General features: G+C 65.1%; 22 protein-coding genes and 1 pseudogene. 16 read left to right on the top strand and 7 right to left on the bottom strand.

All coding sequences use genetic code 11. From position 1 onward, the window contains the following. Window positions 1-93: 93 nt before the first annotated feature. The 4 genes from ACW17Z_RS02880 to ACW17Z_RS02865 form a co-directional block, all read right to left on the bottom strand. Window positions 94-612: a DUF6702 family protein gene (locus ACW17Z_RS02880; protein ID WP_419317274.1), complete on the bottom strand. Its 519-nt coding sequence runs from the start codon at window positions 610-612 to the stop codon at window positions 94-96. Next, window positions 609-3,041, bottom strand: a complete 2,433-nt coding sequence (locus tag ACW17Z_RS02875; RefSeq protein ID WP_492057485.1) for a M1 family metallopeptidase — start codon at window positions 3,039-3,041, stop codon at window positions 609-611. Before ACW17Z_RS02875 ends, ACW17Z_RS02880 begins: the two co-directional genes overlap by 4 nt. 89 nt (window positions 3,042-3,130) lie before the next feature. Next, a complete protein-coding gene (locus ACW17Z_RS02870) occupies window positions 3,131-5,128 on the bottom strand; it encodes a TonB-dependent receptor (RefSeq protein WP_492057484.1) in 1,998 nt (665 codons plus the stop codon). Window positions 5,129-5,136: 8 nt separating this feature from the next. Then, window positions 5,137-5,268: a hypothetical protein gene (locus ACW17Z_RS02865; RefSeq protein WP_492057483.1), complete on the bottom strand. Its 132-nt coding sequence runs from the start codon at window positions 5,266-5,268 to the stop codon at window positions 5,137-5,139. 182 nt (window positions 5,269-5,450) lie between these two features. On the opposite strand from ACW17Z_RS02865, the gene ACW17Z_RS02860 reads away from it, so the two are divergent. Further along, window positions 5,451-6,011: a hypothetical protein gene (locus ACW17Z_RS02860; protein ID WP_492057482.1), complete on the top strand. Its 561-nt coding sequence runs from the start codon at window positions 5,451-5,453 to the stop codon at window positions 6,009-6,011. 71 nt (window positions 6,012-6,082) lie between these two features. On the opposite strand, the gene ACW17Z_RS02855 is transcribed toward ACW17Z_RS02860, so the two are convergent. The 3 genes from ACW17Z_RS02855 to ACW17Z_RS02845 are packed head-to-tail and all read right to left on the bottom strand — an operon-like array spanning window position 6,083 to window position 7,805. After that, complete coding sequence (locus tag ACW17Z_RS02855; RefSeq protein ID WP_492057481.1) at window positions 6,083-6,724, bottom strand: DUF1190 domain-containing protein; 642 nt, start codon at window positions 6,722-6,724, stop codon at window positions 6,083-6,085. An 8-nt stretch (window positions 6,725-6,732) separates the two neighbouring features. Then, window positions 6,733-7,146 carry a DUF350 domain-containing protein gene (locus ACW17Z_RS02850; protein ID WP_419317269.1) on the bottom strand — a complete coding sequence of 138 codons (414 nt, stop codon included), beginning with the start codon at window positions 7,144-7,146 and terminating at the stop codon, window positions 6,733-6,735. A 17-nt stretch (window positions 7,147-7,163) separates the two neighbouring features. Beyond that, window positions 7,164-7,805, bottom strand: coding sequence for a DUF2491 family protein (locus ACW17Z_RS02845; protein WP_419255154.1), 642 nt, complete (start codon window positions 7,803-7,805; stop codon window positions 7,164-7,166). 173 nt (window positions 7,806-7,978) lie between these two features. Here ACW17Z_RS02845 and ACW17Z_RS02840 point away from each other — a divergent pair, with 173 nt between their 5' ends. The 15 genes and pseudogenes from ACW17Z_RS02840 (at window position 7,979) to panB (ending at window position 16,438) form a co-directional block, all read left to right on the top strand. After that, window positions 7,979-8,404 carry a YjfI family protein gene (locus tag ACW17Z_RS02840; protein WP_419317267.1) on the top strand — a complete coding sequence of 142 codons (426 nt, stop codon included), beginning with the start codon at window positions 7,979-7,981 and terminating at the stop codon, window positions 8,402-8,404. Window positions 8,405-8,426: 22 nt separating this feature from the next. Next, a complete protein-coding gene (locus ACW17Z_RS02835) occupies window positions 8,427-9,152 on the top strand; it encodes a PspA/IM30 family protein (RefSeq protein WP_419317266.1) in 726 nt (241 codons plus the stop codon). Window positions 9,153-9,157: 5 nt separating this feature from the next. Further along, window positions 9,158-10,315, top strand: coding sequence for a glutathionylspermidine synthase family protein (locus ACW17Z_RS02830; protein WP_492057480.1), 1,158 nt, complete (start codon window positions 9,158-9,160; stop codon window positions 10,313-10,315). Window positions 10,316-10,465: 150 nt separating this feature from the next. Next, entirely contained in the window at window positions 10,466-10,810 is a 345-nt protein-coding gene (locus tag ACW17Z_RS02825) for a DUF8776 family protein (RefSeq protein ID WP_419255158.1), read from the top strand. Between the two features lie 3 nt (window positions 10,811-10,813). Continuing rightward, the gene (locus tag ACW17Z_RS02820; protein ID WP_492057479.1) at window positions 10,814-11,386 is read left to right on the top strand and encodes a 2'-5' RNA ligase family protein; all 573 of its coding nucleotides are present in this window, start codon (window positions 10,814-10,816) and stop codon (window positions 11,384-11,386) included. Window positions 11,387-11,443: 57 nt separating this feature from the next. Beyond that, a pseudogene (locus tag ACW17Z_RS02815) lies at window positions 11,444-11,787 on the top strand (arsenate reductase). Beyond that, a complete protein-coding gene (locus tag ACW17Z_RS02810) occupies window positions 11,759-12,571 on the top strand; it encodes an HAD hydrolase-like protein (protein ID WP_492057478.1) in 813 nt (270 codons plus the stop codon). Before ACW17Z_RS02815 ends, ACW17Z_RS02810 begins: the two are co-directional and overlap by 29 nt. 47 nt (window positions 12,572-12,618) lie before the next feature. Beyond that, complete coding sequence (locus ACW17Z_RS02805) at window positions 12,619-12,801, top strand: hypothetical protein (protein ID WP_419317261.1); 183 nt, start codon at window positions 12,619-12,621, stop codon at window positions 12,799-12,801. 25 nt (window positions 12,802-12,826) lie between these two features. Beyond that, window positions 12,827-13,243: a hypothetical protein gene (locus ACW17Z_RS02800; RefSeq protein WP_419317260.1), complete on the top strand. Its 417-nt coding sequence runs from the start codon at window positions 12,827-12,829 to the stop codon at window positions 13,241-13,243. Further along, window positions 13,243-13,758: an RNA polymerase sigma factor gene (locus ACW17Z_RS02795; RefSeq protein WP_419317259.1), complete on the top strand. Its 516-nt coding sequence runs from the start codon at window positions 13,243-13,245 to the stop codon at window positions 13,756-13,758. Before ACW17Z_RS02800 ends, ACW17Z_RS02795 begins: the two co-directional genes overlap by 1 nt. Further along, entirely contained in the window at window positions 13,755-14,045 is a 291-nt protein-coding gene (locus tag ACW17Z_RS02790; protein ID WP_419317258.1) for a hypothetical protein, read from the top strand. Before ACW17Z_RS02795 ends, ACW17Z_RS02790 begins: the two co-directional genes overlap by 4 nt. A gap of 136 nt (window positions 14,046-14,181) precedes the next feature. Continuing rightward, complete coding sequence (locus ACW17Z_RS02785; RefSeq protein ID WP_419317257.1) at window positions 14,182-14,538, top strand: DUF6249 domain-containing protein; 357 nt, start codon at window positions 14,182-14,184, stop codon at window positions 14,536-14,538. Between the two features lie 27 nt (window positions 14,539-14,565). Further along, the gene (locus ACW17Z_RS02780; RefSeq protein ID WP_492057477.1) at window positions 14,566-15,138 is read left to right on the top strand and encodes an RNA polymerase sigma factor; all 573 of its coding nucleotides are present in this window, start codon (window positions 14,566-14,568) and stop codon (window positions 15,136-15,138) included. Beyond that, window positions 15,131-15,511: a hypothetical protein gene (locus tag ACW17Z_RS02775; RefSeq protein ID WP_419317255.1), complete on the top strand. Its 381-nt coding sequence runs from the start codon at window positions 15,131-15,133 to the stop codon at window positions 15,509-15,511. The genes ACW17Z_RS02780 and ACW17Z_RS02775 overlap by 8 nt, the downstream gene beginning before the upstream one ends. Window positions 15,512-15,610: 99 nt before the next feature. Continuing rightward, window positions 15,611-16,438, top strand: a complete 828-nt coding sequence (gene panB, locus ACW17Z_RS02770; protein ID WP_419321466.1) for a 3-methyl-2-oxobutanoate hydroxymethyltransferase — start codon at window positions 15,611-15,613, stop codon at window positions 16,436-16,438. Window positions 16,439-16,509 lie beyond the last annotated feature (71 nt).

Genomic DNA, 16,509 nt, shown 5'->3' with positions numbered 1-16,509 from the left:
TCTATTCGGCGGAATGACAACGGGTGCGCTGTCGCAATAGCGCGTCGCGAAACCAGGGGGCACCGGCATGGTTCAATTGCGGCGCCCCTGGATCTAGTGCTCGAGAGGATCCAAGGTCTGGGGCGCGTCGGCGTCGGAGCCGTTGAAAACGAGCGTTCGAGTGATGCCCAAGCGGCGGACGTTTACCTGATTGACCTCGTCGGCATAGACGTCAGCGAACATCGCCGCCCGCAGTCCGATGGCGGCGCGGACGTCTGCCGGCGAGACTTGGCCGACATATTCAAACCGAACTTCGTCCGCGCCAAGGGTCAGATCCTTCAGGGTCAGATCGACGAAGCCGCCGTTTATCGCCAGCGAGAAGGTCCGCAGCATGTAGGCCTTTAGGGCCTCCACGGCGTCGGGATCGTCGAGGCTGGTCTGGGCGTCTGGGGCGATCAGGGCGAGCGCCGGCTCCGCGTCGTGGGCAGCAATCCTGTGACTGACCCTGACGCCACCGGTACGCGCGTCGATCTCGACGACGCTCAACACTCCATGGCCTCGGTGCGCGGCCGCCGACAGCGGGGCGAGCAAAAGGCCCGCCGCCGCGAACAGGGCGACCGCGCGCGCGATCACTTGGAGCCTTCGTCCTTCTTGGGCTCTTCCGACGGCAAGGTTCCCAGACCGCCCGGTTCGACTTTCAGATTGGCGTCTTTCATGCGGTTGGTCGTTTCCGGCGCCTTCTGGATCTTCAGCGTCGTCGGCGTGATGGCGCCTTCATAGACGTTGTTGCCGCGATCAGCGTCGGCGGTTTCCCACAGGGGGTCGATCTGGGCCCCCTTCAGGTCCTTGGTCGAGAGATACTGCCAGGTGACCTGCTTTGAGTTCTTGCGCCAGATTTCGGCGGGAATCCGCACCGTCTCGCTGGTCCCGTCGGCGAAGTCCATCTTGACGATCACGGGCATCACCAGTCCGCCGATATTGCGGAACGTGAAGCGATAGAGGTTGTCCTTCAGGTCCTGGGCCGCCTGTTCTTCGGGCGTCAGGTCTTCGCGGGCCGTCTTGGCCTTCTTTCGCGCGCTGTCAAAGACCGCGAACTGGTCACTGGCGTTGTAGAAATCGCGAACCTTGGCGTCGCGCTCGATGACCGTCGTTCCGCTGTTGTTGGCGGCGGTGCGGGACTCCGGCTCGATGGCGTTTGCGGCCTTGCGGACGCCGGCTTCGACGTCGGGATCACCGCTCTCGATCCGCGCCTTGACGACCTTGTCCAGAGCGATGTCGACATGGTCGGTCGAGTAGAACCAGCCGCGCCAGAACCAGTCCAGATCAACCCCCGACGATTCTTCCATCGTGCGGAAGAAGTCGTAGGGCGTGGGGTGCTTGAAGCGCCAGCGGTTGGAATATTCCTTGAACGCCTGGTCAAAGAGCTCGCGGCCCATGATCGTCTCGCGCAGGATCACCAGGGCGGTGGCCGGCTTGGAATAGCCATTGGGGCCAAACTGGATCACCGAGTCGGACTGGGTCATCAGCGGCACCTGGTCCTGACTGACCATGTACTCGACGATGTCCTTGGGCTCCCCGCGGCGCGAGGGGAACTTCTTGTCCCACTGCACCTCGGCCTGGAACTCCAGGAAGCTGTTGAGGCCCTCGTCCATCCAGGTCCACTGGCGCTCGTCGGAATTGACGATCATCGGGAAATAGTTGTGGCCGACCTCGTGGATGACCACGCCGATCAGGCCGTACTTGGCGCGCTCGGTATAGGTCAGGGCGCCGGTCTTCTTGTCCTTCAAAGGCCGTGGGCCATTGAAGCTGATCATCGGATATTCCATCCCCCCGACCGGGCCGTTGACCGACTGGGCCACCGGATAGGGATAGGCGAAGGTGAAGTCAGAATAGACCTTCAGCGTGTGGGCGATCGACTTGGTCGAATAGGCGTCCCACAGCGGGCGGGCTTCCTTGGGGAAGAAGGACATCGCCATCACGACCGGATACTCGGCCTTGGGGTCATCCTGCTTCACGCCCAAGGCGTCCCACACGAACTTGCGGGAACTGGCCCAGCCGAAGTCGCGGACGTTGCTGGCCTGGAAGACCCAGGTCTTCTCGGTCTTGGCTTTGCCCTTCTCGGCGGCGACGGCCTCTTCGGGCGTGACGACATAGACGGGCTCGCTGGCGGTGCGGGCCTTGGCCAGACGGTCGCGCTGGGCGGCGGTCAGGACGGCGCCCGGGTTCTGCAACACGCCGGTGGATGAGACCACGTGGTCGGACGGCACAGTCAGGGCGACCCGATAGTCGCCGAACTCAAGGGTGAATTCTCCGGCCCCGAGGAAGGCCTTATTGTGCCAGCCTTCGTAGTCCGAATAGACGGCAAGGCGGGGGAACCATTGGGCGCCCTCATAGATGCAGTTGCCGTCCTCGCCCTTGCCGGTGAAGCACTCGTAGCCGCTGCGACCGCCGACGACCTTGTTCTCGGCCATCGGCAGAGACCATTCGATCGTGAACTTGGTCTCGCCGCCATTGGCGCGCACGGCCGCCGGCAGATCTACCCGCAGAAGCGTATCGACCACGGTGAACTTCAGCGGACGGCCCTGGGCATCCTTCACCGACTTGATCGTGAAGCCGCCTTCCCATTCCTTGAAGCGCTGGATTCGGCGCACCTGGCCCAGGCTGATACTGTCGCCCGAGACGGTTTCGGTCAGCTTGCTGATCGAGTCGCGCTTGTATTCCTGGTCCAGCAGCAGCCACAGATAGGGCAGGCTGTCGGGCGAATTGTTGCGATAGGTCACGGCGGCCTTGCCGGTCAGCAGCTTGGAGTCTTCATCCAGGCGAACGGCGACATCGTAGTCGACCTTCTGTTGCCAGTACCGATAACCCGGCGCGCCAGCAGCGTTGCGATAGTCGGTCGGGGTTGGCCAGTCCTCGCCTTCCAGCTGGCGAAACTTGTCGTCGAAGGGCGCCTTGGTCTGCTTGATGGCGTCAGCCTGAGCGCCGGGCGCCAACGACACGGCGAGCGTGGCTGCGATAACACCGGCCACGGCGTAGCGGATAGAAAGCTTGGACAAGTTCAAAAGCCCCTCAGACACTTAGTCCGGATAAATTCGCAGGATGACCTTGGCGAGCCGCGAAGGGAAAATCACCTTGTTTTTGTCACGATTGGTCAGAAACTGATCTTCAACCCCGCGCGCAGGGTTCGGGGTTCGACCGGATGGAAGTGGACGTCGTCGACCCCGCCGGCAGGCTCGGACGGCAGCCGGGAGGCGTAGGCATAGGCGATGTCATCGCGTTTGCTGTCCGTCATGTTCAGGACCTCGACCATCACACTGGCCGGGCCCAGGTTCTGGACGAACAGGGCGTTGACCAGACTTGTCGGACGCGAACGTATGGAATTGTCCTCAATGAGCGGCGCCGCGCCCAGTCGGCGCCAGGTCAGCGAAAGGGTAGAGGCCTTGCCCAACTTCCAACTGGCGCCGGCGCTCAATACTGCGCCGACGGCATTGGGAATACGGTCGCCTTCGGGCGGATCGCCAGTAAAGCGGGCGTGGGTGGCGGCGTAAGACGCCGTTAGATCCAGGCGCGAGTTCGGCCGCCAGTCGACCAGAAGCTCCAGACCGGCTCGTCGAGTCGCGCCGCTGGCCTCGGTGAAGCCGGCATCGCCGACATAGATGAGCTCAGAGTCGACGTGCAGCGCCCAGGCCGCCGCCGTCAGGGCCCAGTCGTTGCGCTTCCAGCGCAGGCCCAGTTCTGCGCCGTCTGATGGCGATAGCAATGGCGCACGCTCGGCAGGATCGCCGGTGACGGGGTCGACTGTGATCACCGCTCCGCGCGCATCGTTGGAATGAAAGCCGCGTCCGGCGTCGGTATAGAACTCGAAAGTTTTTGAAACCCGCCAGGCCAGGGTCAGCTTGGGGCTCAACAGAACCTCGCTGACAGTCCCGCTGTTGCGTGGGTCGCCGGCATGGACCTCGGCGCCCATGGCGTCGGCGCGCAGGCCCAGGGTGAGGTCCAGCTTGCCAAAACGCCTGGAGGTTTCGCCCCACAGGGCCGTCGACCATTGGGTCAGGGCGTCCTGACGAACGGTCTCGCGACGCACGCGGGCGGTGGTGCGGTAGAGGCCGACCTTGCCGATCGCATCGACACGGACCGAGGCGCCGGTCCGCGCGCTCCAGCGGTCGCTCAGCGTCCAGCGCTTGATCAGCGCGCCGCCGTAAACCCAGCGCTGGTCGACTTGCTCAAACTGGTCCCCATTGACCGGATCAACCAGGAAGTAGGTGAAGTTGGAAAAGAGATCGAGCTCGTAGCGCTGGGCATAGATCACCGTATCCAGGCCCAGCAGCAGGTCGCGCCGCCGGGCTGAAAGAATGTAGCGTGAAGTCTCGCCGCCGTCGGTCGCATCAACGGCGTCCAGCCGACCGATGGCTCCACTCTCGACCGCCCGCCGAGGAATCTGGTCTGTGGCGCTCCAGTCGGCATCGTAAGCCAGGGCGGTGACTGACCAACCTCCCACGATCGCGCGGCCCAGCAGGTTGACCTTCTTTAGATCCTCCGGCGTTGTCCACGGCCCGCGCGCGCTGGAGACGTCGGCGGCGACGAGCACGTTTTGGCTGAGAACCTTGGAACCGACCGCACGATAGTAGGCGTTCTCCCCGGCCCAGGCCTGCATCCCGTCGCCATGCAGGTGATCCGCTGTCTCGAAGGCCACCGCGCCAGCCGTAGCGAAGTCGCCGTTCTCGGCGGAGTAGGGGCCTTTTCTGAAACTGATATCGTGGACGAATTCCGGTGTGAGGATGTTGAGGTCCAAATAGCCTTGGCCATGGCCGTGAGAGGGCAGGTTCAATGGAACGCCGTCCAGCGAAGCGGCGAGGTCCGTGCCGTGGTCCAGATTGAAGCCGCGCAGGAAGTACTGGTTGGCCTTGCCTGCGCCTGAGTGTTGGGTCGCGATCAGCCCTGGCACCGCTTCGATCAACTCGGCTGGGCGCAGCAACGGACGTACGGCGAAGTCAGCATAGGCGATGCGGCCCTCGCTCGCAGAAGTCGCTCTACCCAGGTCGTTGGCGCGGCGCCCCCAAACCGAAATGGCCTCTAGCTCTTGGGCGCGTGCAACGACGGGGGCGAAGGCCACTAGCAGCAAAAGTGCGAAAAGTCTGCCTTGGCTCATGCCGCCTCTTATGGGCTGAGCGCGCCAAAGCCAAGGGCGGCCTCGCCTTGCCCCTCGGCCATGTCATCTTTGACGCTGGGGTTGGACGCATTGGCTTTCGGAGGGACCTGCTTCTTCGACCAGCCCTTGATCTCTTTCATGGTGTTTCTCTTTCCGTCGCACACGGTCGGCTTGGCAGCTCGCCGTCGGTCGTGGCAATCATCGTCGGGTGGGAATAGCCTCGGCGTCATCCGCGCCGCGCGACGATCGACAGTCTCTCGCGTCCTATCCGCAAGCGGTGGGCAATCGTCCGGACGTGGGCGGTTCCGATCAGGAGATTTGAATGAAACCTATCCTGGCGCTCTGCTCGACGGTCTGGCTCGTGACCGTTCCGACCATGGCCTCGGCGCAAACCGCCGCCGACCGGTTCTTCAGTCAGCTTCAAACACTCTGCGGGAAGAGCTTCTCGGGCCAGGTCGTGACGGGCGACGCGGTCGATGAGCCGTTTCGCAAGGCCGAGCTGGTGATCACCTTGGCGCAGTGCAACGCCAACGAAATCCGCATTCCCTTCCGGGTCGGCGAGGATCGCTCGCGCACTTGGGTGATCACCCGGCTGGGCGAGGGGCGTTTGCGCCTGAAGCACGACCACCGTCACGCCGACGGGGTCGAGGATGAGCTGTCCCGCTATGGCGGCGATGCGGTCGATGCGGGGGCCGTTTCCTTGCAGAGCTTTCCGGTGGACGCGGAGTCGCGGGCTCTGTTCACACGGCTGGATCGCGCGGTGTCGAACACCAACGTGTGGTCGCTGGGGCTCACGCAGGAGGTCTTCACCTATCAGCTAGCGAGGCCGGGGCGGTTGTTTAGGGTCTCGTTCGACCTTACTCGGCCGCAGCCCGCTCCCTAGCGGATCAGCCGCGTCCAGCTCTTGGGCGGCGTTGCGGGAAAGCTGCGGACTCATGGCGAGATGGTGACCCATCAGCCGCCGAACGAGCGTCCGCCGCCGAAGCCGCCGCGCGAGATCACTGAGCTGCGGCTTTGGACGCGGCTCGGGGCCTCGGCGCGGGAGGGCGCATCGAAGCTTTCCGAGCGCACCCGCGTGCGGCCGGTGACGTAGTCGCGCGACAGAGGATAGCCGCTGCCGCCGTAATAGGTTCCGTTCCGATCGCGATACATCGGTGCGCCGCGATAGCCGCCGCCCATGTTGTTGAGCGCCTGGCCGATGATGAAGCCGGTCAACAGGGGCGTGAAGAAGCTGCCGCCGCCCTGGCTGGAGCGCGGCACGCACTGGTCGACGCCGTAACGCTCCTCGCAGCTTTGCTGGTCGTTGAACTTGGGCGCGTTCTCGGCGCTGTCCTTCTGGGCCTGGGCCAGGGTGGTTTCGCACTGCTGGGCGGTGAAGTCGCCTGAGGCCTTGCACTCGTCCAAGCTGGTGAAGGTGCGCGCCTCGACGGCCTTGCCCGCCTGGGCTGCCGGCGGGTCGCCCCACTGCGTGACCGCTGGAGCGTTGTCGCAAGCGGTGATCGATACCGCCGCGCCCGCCATAAGGGTGGTGAGGGTGAGACTGCGCGAGCGCTTCAGGCGAGGCGCGGTGCGGAGGGATTGAGGTTGAGTGGTCATGATGCGCCTCAAGACGTCATGCAGGCGGCATTGATCAGGCCCACGGCGATCGAAATGCTGGCCAGATAGACGCCGGAGGCCAGTTCGCCGCGTTCGATGCGGGCGGCGACATCCTTCATCACCACCATGCGGATCAAGGTAAAGGCCGCGATCTGGATCACGCCGGCCAGGGCGGCCCAGGCGCAGAACTCGACCAGTGACACGGTGTGGCTCAGCGCCGAGGCCAGCGGCAGCACATAGCCGACCAGTGCGCCGCCCAGGGCCAGGGCGGCGGCGACGTTGCCTTCGCGGATCAGCGTGCCCTCGTGGTAGGGCGTCACCCACTGGTAGATGATCTTGAAGGCCACGGTGAACAGGCCTGCGGCGACGAAGGCCACCAGGAAGGCGAGGGCGCTGGTCGCGAACCCCTGAAGATCGAACATAGTCTGTCTCTTTCCGGTCAGGCTTTGAATTCGCCGGCTTCCAGCGGGATGCCGAGCATGATCTCGAACGAGACCTCGTGGTCTTCGCTCTCCTGCTCGATGGCGAGCAGCAATTCGCGGCCGTCGCCCGGCAGGTCGCGGGCAAACAGCATGCAGGTCTGGAAGATGCGGCGGTCCGGAATGCCATCCCGGTCGTCATGCAGATCTTCCCAGAAGGTGACCGGGTCCTGGCTTTCGGCCTCGTCGCCAAACCAAAGGCGATCGTAGTCCGCCAGACCCTTGGCGGTGAAGGTGCGGGCCTTCAGCCGCGCGGCCCAGGCTTCGCGGTCGGCCCGCCCGCCGGGATAGGCGCTGTCCCAGGGCATGAAGACCGTCACATCGGTCAGGCGCTGGCCCTCGCGATCGTCGGAGACCGCCTGAAACAACACATGGTCGTCGGTGTAGAAGCGATGGATGAAGCCGCCGTCCTTCAGGTCGACCAGACCCTGGGCGGTGATCTCCAGCGTATCGCGGTCCAGCGAGAAACGCGTGTCGCCGCCAAACCGCCTCCAGGCCAAGGTGTCCAGCCAGACGGTTCGGCCCAGCGTGACATTGCGGATGGCGGGCAGGGCCGGCGCAGCGAGCGCCGCATCCTTGCGTCCGAAGAGCTTGCTGAACATCAAAAGCGGACCCGGTGGCGACTCCTTCTATGTGTACGACGCCTGCTGGCCGGGCAACAGGGGCTGCGCCATTACGAACTTGTCATGACGAACGCCGGGGAGATGCTCTCGACGACTGGCGTTCGCCCTCCCATCTTGTATGAAACGCCACGACCTCTGGAGGATGACGCCCCATGACGACCCCCGCCTGGACTGTTCGCTCGCTGCAGACCGCCCTGTCGGATGGCCTTAGCGACGCGATGACGGCCCGCGTCGTCGAAGGCGCCGATCCCATCCTGCTGGTCACCATGCACGAACAGGGCGACCTGGAGATCTTCGTCAGCGTCAGCGACCAGCAGATCGCCGCTTCGGTCCTGCTGTGGCCGGTCGACGAACAGGAAGACCGCAACGCCTTCAACGAGTTTCTGCTCAAGGCTCAGAAGCTGGTGCCGCTGTCGAACTTCGGCATCGGTACGGTCGGCGACCGCGACTATTACGAACTGTTCGGCGAACTGGCGCCGTCCTCATCGCTGGACGACATCCTGATCGAGCTGCGCGTGCTGGCTGAGAACGCCATCGAGGCCGCTTCCGATCTGCGCTCGTCCTTCACCCCCGCCTAATATCGTTCCCGGAGACCCACCGATGTCCATCTGGCGCAAGCTGTTCACCCTGGGCCGCGCGGGCGCGCATGAAGCCTCGGCCGCCGTCGTCGACGCCAACGCCATCCGGATTCTGGACCAGGAAATCCGCGACGCCGACACCGCCCAGGGCAAGGCCCGCGACGACATGGCCACGCTGGTCGCCCGTCGCCGGATCCTGGAAAAGGAAGTGTCCAGCTTCCGCGAGCAGGTGACCAAGTACGAAGGCTCGGCCCGCGCCGCCGTCGGCAAGGGCGACATGGACCTGGCCCGTCAGGTGGCCCAGCGCATTGCCGATCTTGAGCAGGACATCGCCCTGAAAGAGCCGCAGATCGAAGGCATGCGCGGCGCCGAAGAGCAGTTGCATCAGGCCATTACCGCCACAGACCGTCGCATCGAGACCCTGCGTCGCGAGGTCGAGGTCGTGAAGGTCAATGAGAGCGTCCAAAAGGCCCAGGCCTCGGTCGCCGCGCGCGGCGCTGGCGCCGGCTCTTCGCTGGGCTCGGCCGCCGACAGCCTCGCCCGGATCAAGGAACGCCAGGCCATTCGCGGCGAAAAGATCAAGGCGTCCGGCGAACTGGAAGACCGGCGCACCGGTGCGGATCTCGACGAAAAGCTACGTCTGGCCGGCATCGGCCCTGGTCAGTCCTCGGCCGACGACATCCTGGCCCGCCTGGCTCCCCCAGCCGCAGCCCCGCTGCAGATCGAGCAGAAGTCGAGCGAAACCTAGAGCGCATGCGCCGACTTGACCTGACGCCGCGCGCCGACTGGCAGGCGAAAGCCGACGCTGTCGGCTTCGTCTACCATCACACCGACGGCCAGCCCTATTGGGACGAGTCGGCGGCCTACGCTTTCACCCTGGCCCAGATCGAAGGCGATCTGGAGCCGGCGGCGGCGGAGTTGCACGAGCTCTGCCTGGACCTCGTCGACGAGGCGGTGGGCAGCGCAGCCCTGATGACGCGGCTGGCGATCCCAGCCGAGCACCAGGACTTCATCGCCGCCTCGTGGCGCGCCAAGGAGCCCTCGCTCTATGGCCGCTTTGACTTCGGCTATGACGGGGCCAGCAAGCCCAAGCTCTACGAATACAACGCCGACACCCCGACCAGCGTCTTCGAGGCGGCCACCTTCCAGTGGCTGTGGCTGGAAGAGCTGTTGGCCTCGAGCGCCCTGCCGGCCGGGACGGACCAGTTCAACAGCCTGTTCGAAGCGCTGCGTGATCGTTTCGCGACCCTGTTTCCGACCGGCGGCTTCGTTCACTTCGCCAGTGACGCCCAAGCCGTCGAGGATCGCCAGACCGTTCGTTTCCTCGAAGATCTGGCGCTGCAGGCCGGTCTGGATCCCAAGTTCGTGGCCATCGACGCCATTGGCGTGAACGGCGAAGGCCAGTTCGTCGACCAAGAGGGCTTCATCGTCCAGGCGGCGTTCAAGCTGTATCCGTGGGAGTTCATGCTGCGCGAGCCCTATGCCGCGCATTTGAAGACCGCAGGCGTGCGCTGGCTTGAACCGCCGTGGAAAGCGATCCTGTCCAACAAGGGCATCCTGCCCCTCCTGTGGGAGCGACACCCCGGACATCCCAATCTGCTGGAAGCCTATTTCGAGGACGATCCGCGCGCCTCAGCCCTGGGCTCGCGCCATGTGCGCAAGCCGTTGTTTTCGCGCGAAGGCGCCAATGTCGAGATCATTGGCGGCGATGAACCTGTCCTGGACCAGGGCTATGGCCAGGAAGGCGCAATCGTGCAGGCCTATCACCCGCCGCCGACCTTCGCGGGCAAGCACCCGGTCGTCGGGGCCTGGATGGTGGGCAATGAGCCCGCCGGGATCGGTATCCGCGAGGACGACAGCGTGGTCACCAAGAACCTCGCCCGCTTCGTCCCGCATATCATTGAGGCCTGAGGCGGCCCCGGATCGGGCCCGTGAATTCGCCTGATTGGCGTAATCGCCCTTGCGGTCGGACCCGGGATCACTCCAACGTGAGCCAACAGCCGGCCGTCGCGATGCGCGCAGGGGTCGGGAAACACACAGAGACTGAACGTCGGGGGAATGATGACTTCGGAACAGGACAGCGCGGGCTCGAGCATCGCCGCAATTCTGGCGGCCGTTTCGGCGGAAATGTCGATCGCCGCCGAGGCCTGCGGAAAGCTGGACGACGCGCTGGGTCAGATCCTGGCGGTTAGCCCGCCAGAGAGCCGCAATCAGGTGATGCAGGAACTGCACACGGTCGATCTCTTGGCTCAGCACATCACGGCGGTGACCGATTTCACCCATCGCCTGGCCCTCATCGCTTCGACGGACGACACGCTCGCGGTCGACGAGGCGCTTTCGGCGATTACGCTGGGCGCTGTGGCCGAACGCCTGCGCGCCAGCCTGGCCGCCGCCAAGGCGGGCTGATCCATGGCGCGCGATTCCGAGCAGCCCTCGCTGTTTGGCTTCGAGGCCGCGCCTCGCGACAAGCACCTGATCCTGATGGTCTATCCGGACCAGCAGGCCAAAACGGCCGCCCAGGCCCGTAGCCGTCGATATCAGGTCGACAACAGGCTGGGCGGCGCGGTTTTCAGCCCGGACCTGATGCACGTCACTCTTGGTCACTTCGACTATTGGGACGAAGTCCCGGCGAGCCTGGTCGAGCGGATCACCCGCGCGGCGGCGAAACTGTCGATGGCGCCGTTCCAGGTGTCGTTCGACCAGATCGGCGGCTTTCCCGGGAACGTCGTGTTGCGCGGCGGTGAAGGGCTGAAGGCGCTGGAAGCCTTCCAGGCGGCCCTTCGACAGGCCCTGGCCTGGGAGAAGCTCGACGGTTCCCACCTGAACTTCACGCCGCATCTGACGGTCATTTATGGCCAGCCGGGCGCGGTGGTCGCCGCCATCGAACCGGTGAGTTGGACCGTGAGCGAGTTTGCCCTGGTGATCAGCCATAACGGCCAGGGGCGGCACGAGGTTCTGGCCCGCTATCGGCTGGTCGGCTGACTTGCGCTCGTAGGGCGGCGCGGCTACCCGTCAGCGCCTTCAGGAGAGGACCGGGCCATGAGCGTCACGATCTATGGCATCAAGGCCTGCGACACGATGAAGAAGGCCCGCGACTGGCTGGACGGGCAGGGCGTCGCCTATGCCTTTCACGACTACAAAGTCGCGGGAATCGATCGGGACAGTCTGCAGCGCTGGGCTGGGAGACGGTGCTGAACCGGGCTGGCACGACGTTCCGCAAGCTGGCGGACGCCGACAAGCAGGATCTGGACGCTCGCAAGGCGATCGATCTGATGCTGGCCCAGCCCTCGATGATCAAGCGACCCATCCTCGACATCGACGGAAACTTGACCGCCGGCTTCAAGCCAGATGTCTATGCGCGGGCCTTCGGAAAGGCCGATTGAGGCATTCGACTTTGCGCAAAGCGCGAGTCGGCGGAATTTAGGACGACAGCCGGGGCGAAGCGGGGCTATTTCGGCCATCGACGCTCCGTCTGAAAAAGAAAAGCGCAGGAACCGTTCCGTGGGAGCCTATCCCGTCCCGTCGTACGACATGGTCATCTTTGACTTCGACGGCACGCTGGCCGACAGCGCGGCGTGGATGATCAAGGCTGTCAATCCGATGGCCCAGCGCTTTGGCTTCAAGACGGTCACCGACGAAGAGATCGACATGCTGCGTGGCCGCGGCACGCGCGAGGTCATCCGCTATCTTGGCATCTCGCCGTGGAAGCTGCCGATGATCGCCTCGCACGGCAAAAAGCTGATGGCGGCCGAATGCGATTCTATTCCGCTGTTTCCCGAAACCGCGGGCATGCTCCAGGCCCTGCATGATGCGGGGTTGCGACTGGCCGTGGTCAGCTCCAACAGCGAGCGCACGATCCGTTCGGTGCTGGGTCCCGAGCTTTCCGGCCTGATCAGCCAGTTCTCCTGCGGCGCCTCTCTGTTTGGCAAGGCGCGCAAGTTTCGCAAGGTGACCTCAGGCGCCTCGCGCGACCGGGTGATCTGCATAGGGGACGAGACCCGCGATATCGAGGCGGCCCACGCGCTTGGGCTGGCCAGCGGCGCGGTGACCTGGGGGGCAGCCAAACGCGCCATCCTGGCCGAGCACGGCCCGACGATCGTTTTTGAATCCCCGTCCGAAATTATTTCGCATCTCGTTGCATCCAGGACGATGATCGGCGGCGACTAACCTTCAGAAACGGGCGCGAACGTCTCGCGTCCATCGGAGGGATGACAATGCTGGGCCTGATCGATTCGTTCTGGTGGCTGGTGTTTCCGCTGAGCTGGGCCGCGATCTCGGGCTGGAACGCCTGGCTGGCGCAAAAGGCGCGCCGCGACGCCATGGATCTGATCCAGACCTATGTCCGCAGCGGCCGCGAGGCACCGCCCGAACTGCTTGCCAAACTCAACAAGGCCTAGGCGTCAATTCGGAGGGGGCAAACCCATGGAAGACCTGTTTCGTTCTTATTGGTGGCTGATCTTTCCGCTGAGCTGGTTCGTGTTTTCCGGCTTCCAGAGCTGGCTGTCCTATCGCTCCAATCGCGACACGCTGGACCTGCTGAAGGCCTACGCCGCCAGCGGCCGCGAGCCGCCGCCGGAGCTGGTGGCGCGCCTGAACAAGCGCAGCAACTACGATCTCGACGATGATCGCGACGACATGCGGCCTCGCTATCGCTATCGCCACGAGCGTGGCTGGTACCATGTGGTGCTGTTTGGCGTGCTGGGGATGGGCTTCGCCTTCGCCGCGACGTCCGATCTCTATGAGGCCGGCCCGGCCTTCCTGATCGTCGCCTTCGTCATGGGCGCGCTCAGCCTGGCGTCTCTGGTGTCGGTCCTGACGGGTCGAGGCCCGAAGGCCTGATGGACGCGCCGCTCGTCAGGGCGGCGCGGGCCGGATCCCAGGCGGCGTTCGCCCGGCTGGTCGCGATCCACGAGAAGCCGCTGCGGGGGTTTCTGCGGAAAAGCGGCTGGTTCGACGCCGACGACATCGCTCAGGAGGCCTTCGTGGCGGCCTGGACGAGCTTGGGGCGGTTGCGCGCCGACGATGGTTTTCGCGCCTGGCTTTACGGAATCGCCTGGCGCAAGGCGCAGGATCAACATCGCGCCGCCAGCCGCTCAGCCCGGCGCGATGAGGACTGGCGAGGCCAGGAAGCGCTGGAAGCCGTTTCGGAGGTCGCCCAAGAGGATCGCATGGCCCTGCAGGCTGCGCTGGACACCCTGCCGGCAGACCAGCGCGCCTGTGTCACCCTTTGCCTTGGCCAGGGCTGGTCGCATCCCGAAGCGTCCGAGGCCCTGGGGCTGCCACTGGGCACTGTTAAGTCGCATGTTACCCGCGGTCGTGAGAGGCTGCAGGCCGTACTGGGAGATCCGTCATGACCCCTGATGATCGTTTGGTCGCCTTTCTCAGCGAGGCGCCCGCGCCGCGCGCTTCCGACGTGTTCGTGGCTGAGGTCATGGAGGCTGTCGAACGCCGTGCGTTTCTGGACCGTCTGATGGTCGGCGGCGCGGCGGCCCTGGCCGGCAGCGTGGTGTTGTGGGCCTGCTCGCCGGTCCTGAACATGGCAGTCGACGCCCTGGCGCCGACCCTGTTTCCGGTGGCCGGCATGCTGGTTCTGGCCATCTGTGCGGCCATGCTGGGCGACAGGTTGCTGCCGCAGAAATAGCTTACGAAAGTTTCATCTCGCCGGGCGCCTCCAAACGCCTGTCCCGGCGCCTCTAATAGTCAGAAGGCGGTGACATGGATGTCTCCCCCCCACCGAGAGGAAATTCGCTATGGATGAGGTTTGGATCCCTATCATCATGTTTCTGGTCATCGGCGCGATCGTGATCGTGCCGGTCTACCTGAAGAGCCGCGAGCGTCTCGAGATGCAATCGACGCTGCGTGCGGCGATCGACAAGGGGCAACCGGTTCCCCCCGAGGTCATCGAGGCCCTGACGCGTAATGTGAAGGTCGCTCCCACCTCGCTCAGCGACCTGCGTACGGGCGTGATCTGGCTGGCGGTCGGCATTGGCATCGGTCTTTCGAGCCACTTCGCCGAGTTCAATGGCGGGGATCACGACTTTCCGGGCCTGGGCATCGCCTGCATCCCCGCAGTGATCGGTCTGGCCTTCATCGTTCTAAGCTTCTTCAACCCGAACAAGCCCAAGTCGGCTTGATCACGGGTCTTGGGGAGGGGGAAGAGCATGTCCAGTGACCGCCCACCAACGGGCCACGATGTCGAGCTCGCCGCCTTCGCGGCGGCGGGCGACCGGCGCGCCTATGGCGAGCTTGTCAGGCGACATGGCTCGGCGGTCCGGGGGCTGCTGCGCCGCATGGGGGCAGACTCGGCGACGGCCGACGACATGGCCCAGGACGCCTTCCTGGCCGGCTTCGAGCAGGTGGCGGACTATCGCGGCGAAGGCGCCTTCGGCGGCTGGATCAAGCGGATCGCGGCGCGGTGCTATCTGCGCAAGGTCAAGCGTGAAGCCCGCATGATCTTCACCGACGAAGCCCAGGACGGCGATGACCCGACGGCGCTGAACGAGCCTCGCACGGCCAACCGCATCGACCTGGACGAGGCCCTCAAGAGCCTGTCGAAAGGCGAGCGGCTCTGCGTCTCGCTTTGCTACGGCGGCGACTGGTCGCACGCCGAGGTCGCCGAGGCCTTAAACATCCCGATCGGCACGGTGAAATCCCATGTCAAACGTGGTTTGGATAAACTCAGGGCCAAACTGGCCCCACCTAGTGAAAGCGCGAGGAGGGAAGCTCATGGCTGAACCCGATTTCGAAGCGCAGCTGACGCGGCTCTACAACGAGCCACCGGCCTTTCCGGACGCCGAGCTGTTTGCCGCCCAGATCGCGGCCAATCTTGACCGCGGCTGGGCGCTGCGTCGTGTTCTGATCGGCGGTGCGGGCATCGCGGCTGGGGTCATCGCGGCGGTGCAACTGGTCGCCACCCGCTTCTCGGCCGAATTGCAGACCCTGTCGCGCGAGGGAACGCGGGACCTGTACGCCGATATCGACTTGGCCATGAACAAGGTCAGCCAGATGGTCGCGACGCCCGCCAGCGTGGAAGCGCTGTGGCTAGCGGCGGGCCTCGCGCTTCTGGCCCTGGGTTTCGCCGTGACCCGGGCGATGGAAGAGTTCTGACCCGGCATCGACTGATCATTGTTCATGTTGCAGCGCGGGGCGATCTGACCGACAACAGCGCGCCTTCGCCCTTCCCGGGGCCTGTTCTGGAGCATGGTTCTGTCCTCGCACCGTGATGAGACGGTTCGCCGCCTCGCAGCCCCCGATATCGCCGCCCGCAAGGGCGGCGTGCCCATCGTCTGCCTGACCGCGTACACCGCGCCGGTCGCGGCGGCCCTGGACGACGCCTGCGACCTGCTGCTGGTCGGCGACTCGCTGGGCATGGTGGTGCACGGCCTGCCCAATACGGTGGGCGTGACCATGGAGATGATGATCCTGCACGGCCAGGCGGTCATGCGGGGCTCGCGCAAGGCCATGGTCGTGGTCGACATGCCGTTCGGCTCCTATGAGGCCTCACCCGAGGTCGCTTACGCCAACGCGGTGCGGATCATGAAGGAGACGGGCGCCCAGGCCGTGAAGGTCGAGAGCGGGCCGACCGTGCCGGCCACCATTGAATATCTGACCAAACGCGGCGTGCCGGTCATGGGCCATGTGGGTCTGCGGCCGCAGGCGGTTCTGGTCGACGGGGGCTTCAAGGCCAAGGGCAAGGACGAGGCCGGTCGCGCGGTGATTCTCGATGAGGCTCGCCGCACCGCCGACGCCGGGGCCTTCGCCGTGGTCATCGAGGGCGTCGCCGAGAGCCTGGCCCGTGAGATCACCGCCGCCATCGCGCCGCCCACCATCGGCATCGGCGCCTCGGCCGGCTGCGACGGCCAGATCCTGGTCACCGACGACATGCTGGGCCTGTTCGACTGGACGCCCAAGTTCGTGCGCCGCTACGCCAACCTGAAGGGCGAGATCGAACGCGCCGCCCAGGAATATGCCGACGACGTCAAGGCGCGGACCTTCCCGGGTGAGGCCGAGACCTACTACGCCAAGAAGGGCTAGACACCGCGCCAGCGCCCGTTGCGGCTGGCCCATTCACGCTATAGGTTCGCCGCCTGCGCTGGCGGCCCTCC

The sequence above is a fragment of the Caulobacter sp. GSs2 genome, from assembly GCF_058680895.1.
The sequence above is the reverse complement of the archived record's forward strand: the minus strand, read 5'-3'. Positions and strand labels throughout refer to the sequence as shown.

Excerpts from the sequence above, each read along its gene's own strand:
- ACW17Z_RS02780 (WP_492057477.1), top strand. The coding sequence starts at position 14,566 with ATGTCCAGTGACCGCCCACCAACGGGCCACGATGTCGAGCTCGCCGCC.
- ACW17Z_RS02855 (WP_492057481.1), bottom strand. The coding sequence starts at position 6,724 with ATGACCACTCAACCTCAATCCCTCCGCACCGCGCCTCGCCTGAAGCGC.
- ACW17Z_RS02805 (WP_419317261.1), top strand. The coding sequence starts at position 12,619 with ATGCTGGGCCTGATCGATTCGTTCTGGTGGCTGGTGTTTCCGCTGAGC.
- ACW17Z_RS02800 (WP_419317260.1), top strand. The coding sequence starts at position 12,827 with ATGGAAGACCTGTTTCGTTCTTATTGGTGGCTGATCTTTCCGCTGAGC.
- ACW17Z_RS02850 (WP_419317269.1), bottom strand. The coding sequence starts at position 7,146 with ATGTTCGATCTTCAGGGGTTCGCGACCAGCGCCCTCGCCTTCCTGGTG.
- ACW17Z_RS02785 (WP_419317257.1), top strand. The coding sequence starts at position 14,182 with ATGTTTCTGGTCATCGGCGCGATCGTGATCGTGCCGGTCTACCTGAAG.
- ACW17Z_RS02830 (WP_492057480.1), top strand. The coding sequence starts at position 9,158 with ATGCGCCGACTTGACCTGACGCCGCGCGCCGACTGGCAGGCGAAAGCC.
- ACW17Z_RS02790 (WP_419317258.1), top strand. The coding sequence starts at position 13,755 with ATGACCCCTGATGATCGTTTGGTCGCCTTTCTCAGCGAGGCGCCCGCG.
- ACW17Z_RS02795 (WP_419317259.1), top strand. The coding sequence starts at position 13,243 with ATGGACGCGCCGCTCGTCAGGGCGGCGCGGGCCGGATCCCAGGCGGCG.
- ACW17Z_RS02865 (WP_492057483.1), bottom strand. The coding sequence starts at position 5,268 with ATGAAAGAGATCAAGGGCTGGTCGAAGAAGCAGGTCCCTCCGAAAGCC.
- ACW17Z_RS02860 (WP_492057482.1), top strand. The coding sequence starts at position 5,451 with ATGAAACCTATCCTGGCGCTCTGCTCGACGGTCTGGCTCGTGACCGTT.
- ACW17Z_RS02810 (WP_492057478.1), top strand. The coding sequence starts at position 11,759 with ATGCGCGGGCCTTCGGAAAGGCCGATTGAGGCATTCGACTTTGCGCAA.
- ACW17Z_RS02825 (WP_419255158.1), top strand. The coding sequence starts at position 10,466 with ATGACTTCGGAACAGGACAGCGCGGGCTCGAGCATCGCCGCAATTCTG.
- ACW17Z_RS02775 (WP_419317255.1), top strand. The coding sequence starts at position 15,131 with ATGGCTGAACCCGATTTCGAAGCGCAGCTGACGCGGCTCTACAACGAG.
- ACW17Z_RS02870 (WP_492057484.1), bottom strand. The coding sequence starts at position 5,128 with ATGAGCCAAGGCAGACTTTTCGCACTTTTGCTGCTAGTGGCCTTCGCC.
- ACW17Z_RS02820 (WP_492057479.1), top strand. The coding sequence starts at position 10,814 with ATGGCGCGCGATTCCGAGCAGCCCTCGCTGTTTGGCTTCGAGGCCGCG.
- ACW17Z_RS02835 (WP_419317266.1), top strand. The coding sequence starts at position 8,427 with ATGTCCATCTGGCGCAAGCTGTTCACCCTGGGCCGCGCGGGCGCGCAT.
- ACW17Z_RS02845 (WP_419255154.1), bottom strand. The coding sequence starts at position 7,805 with ATGTTCAGCAAGCTCTTCGGACGCAAGGATGCGGCGCTCGCTGCGCCG.
- ACW17Z_RS02840 (WP_419317267.1), top strand. The coding sequence starts at position 7,979 with ATGACGACCCCCGCCTGGACTGTTCGCTCGCTGCAGACCGCCCTGTCG.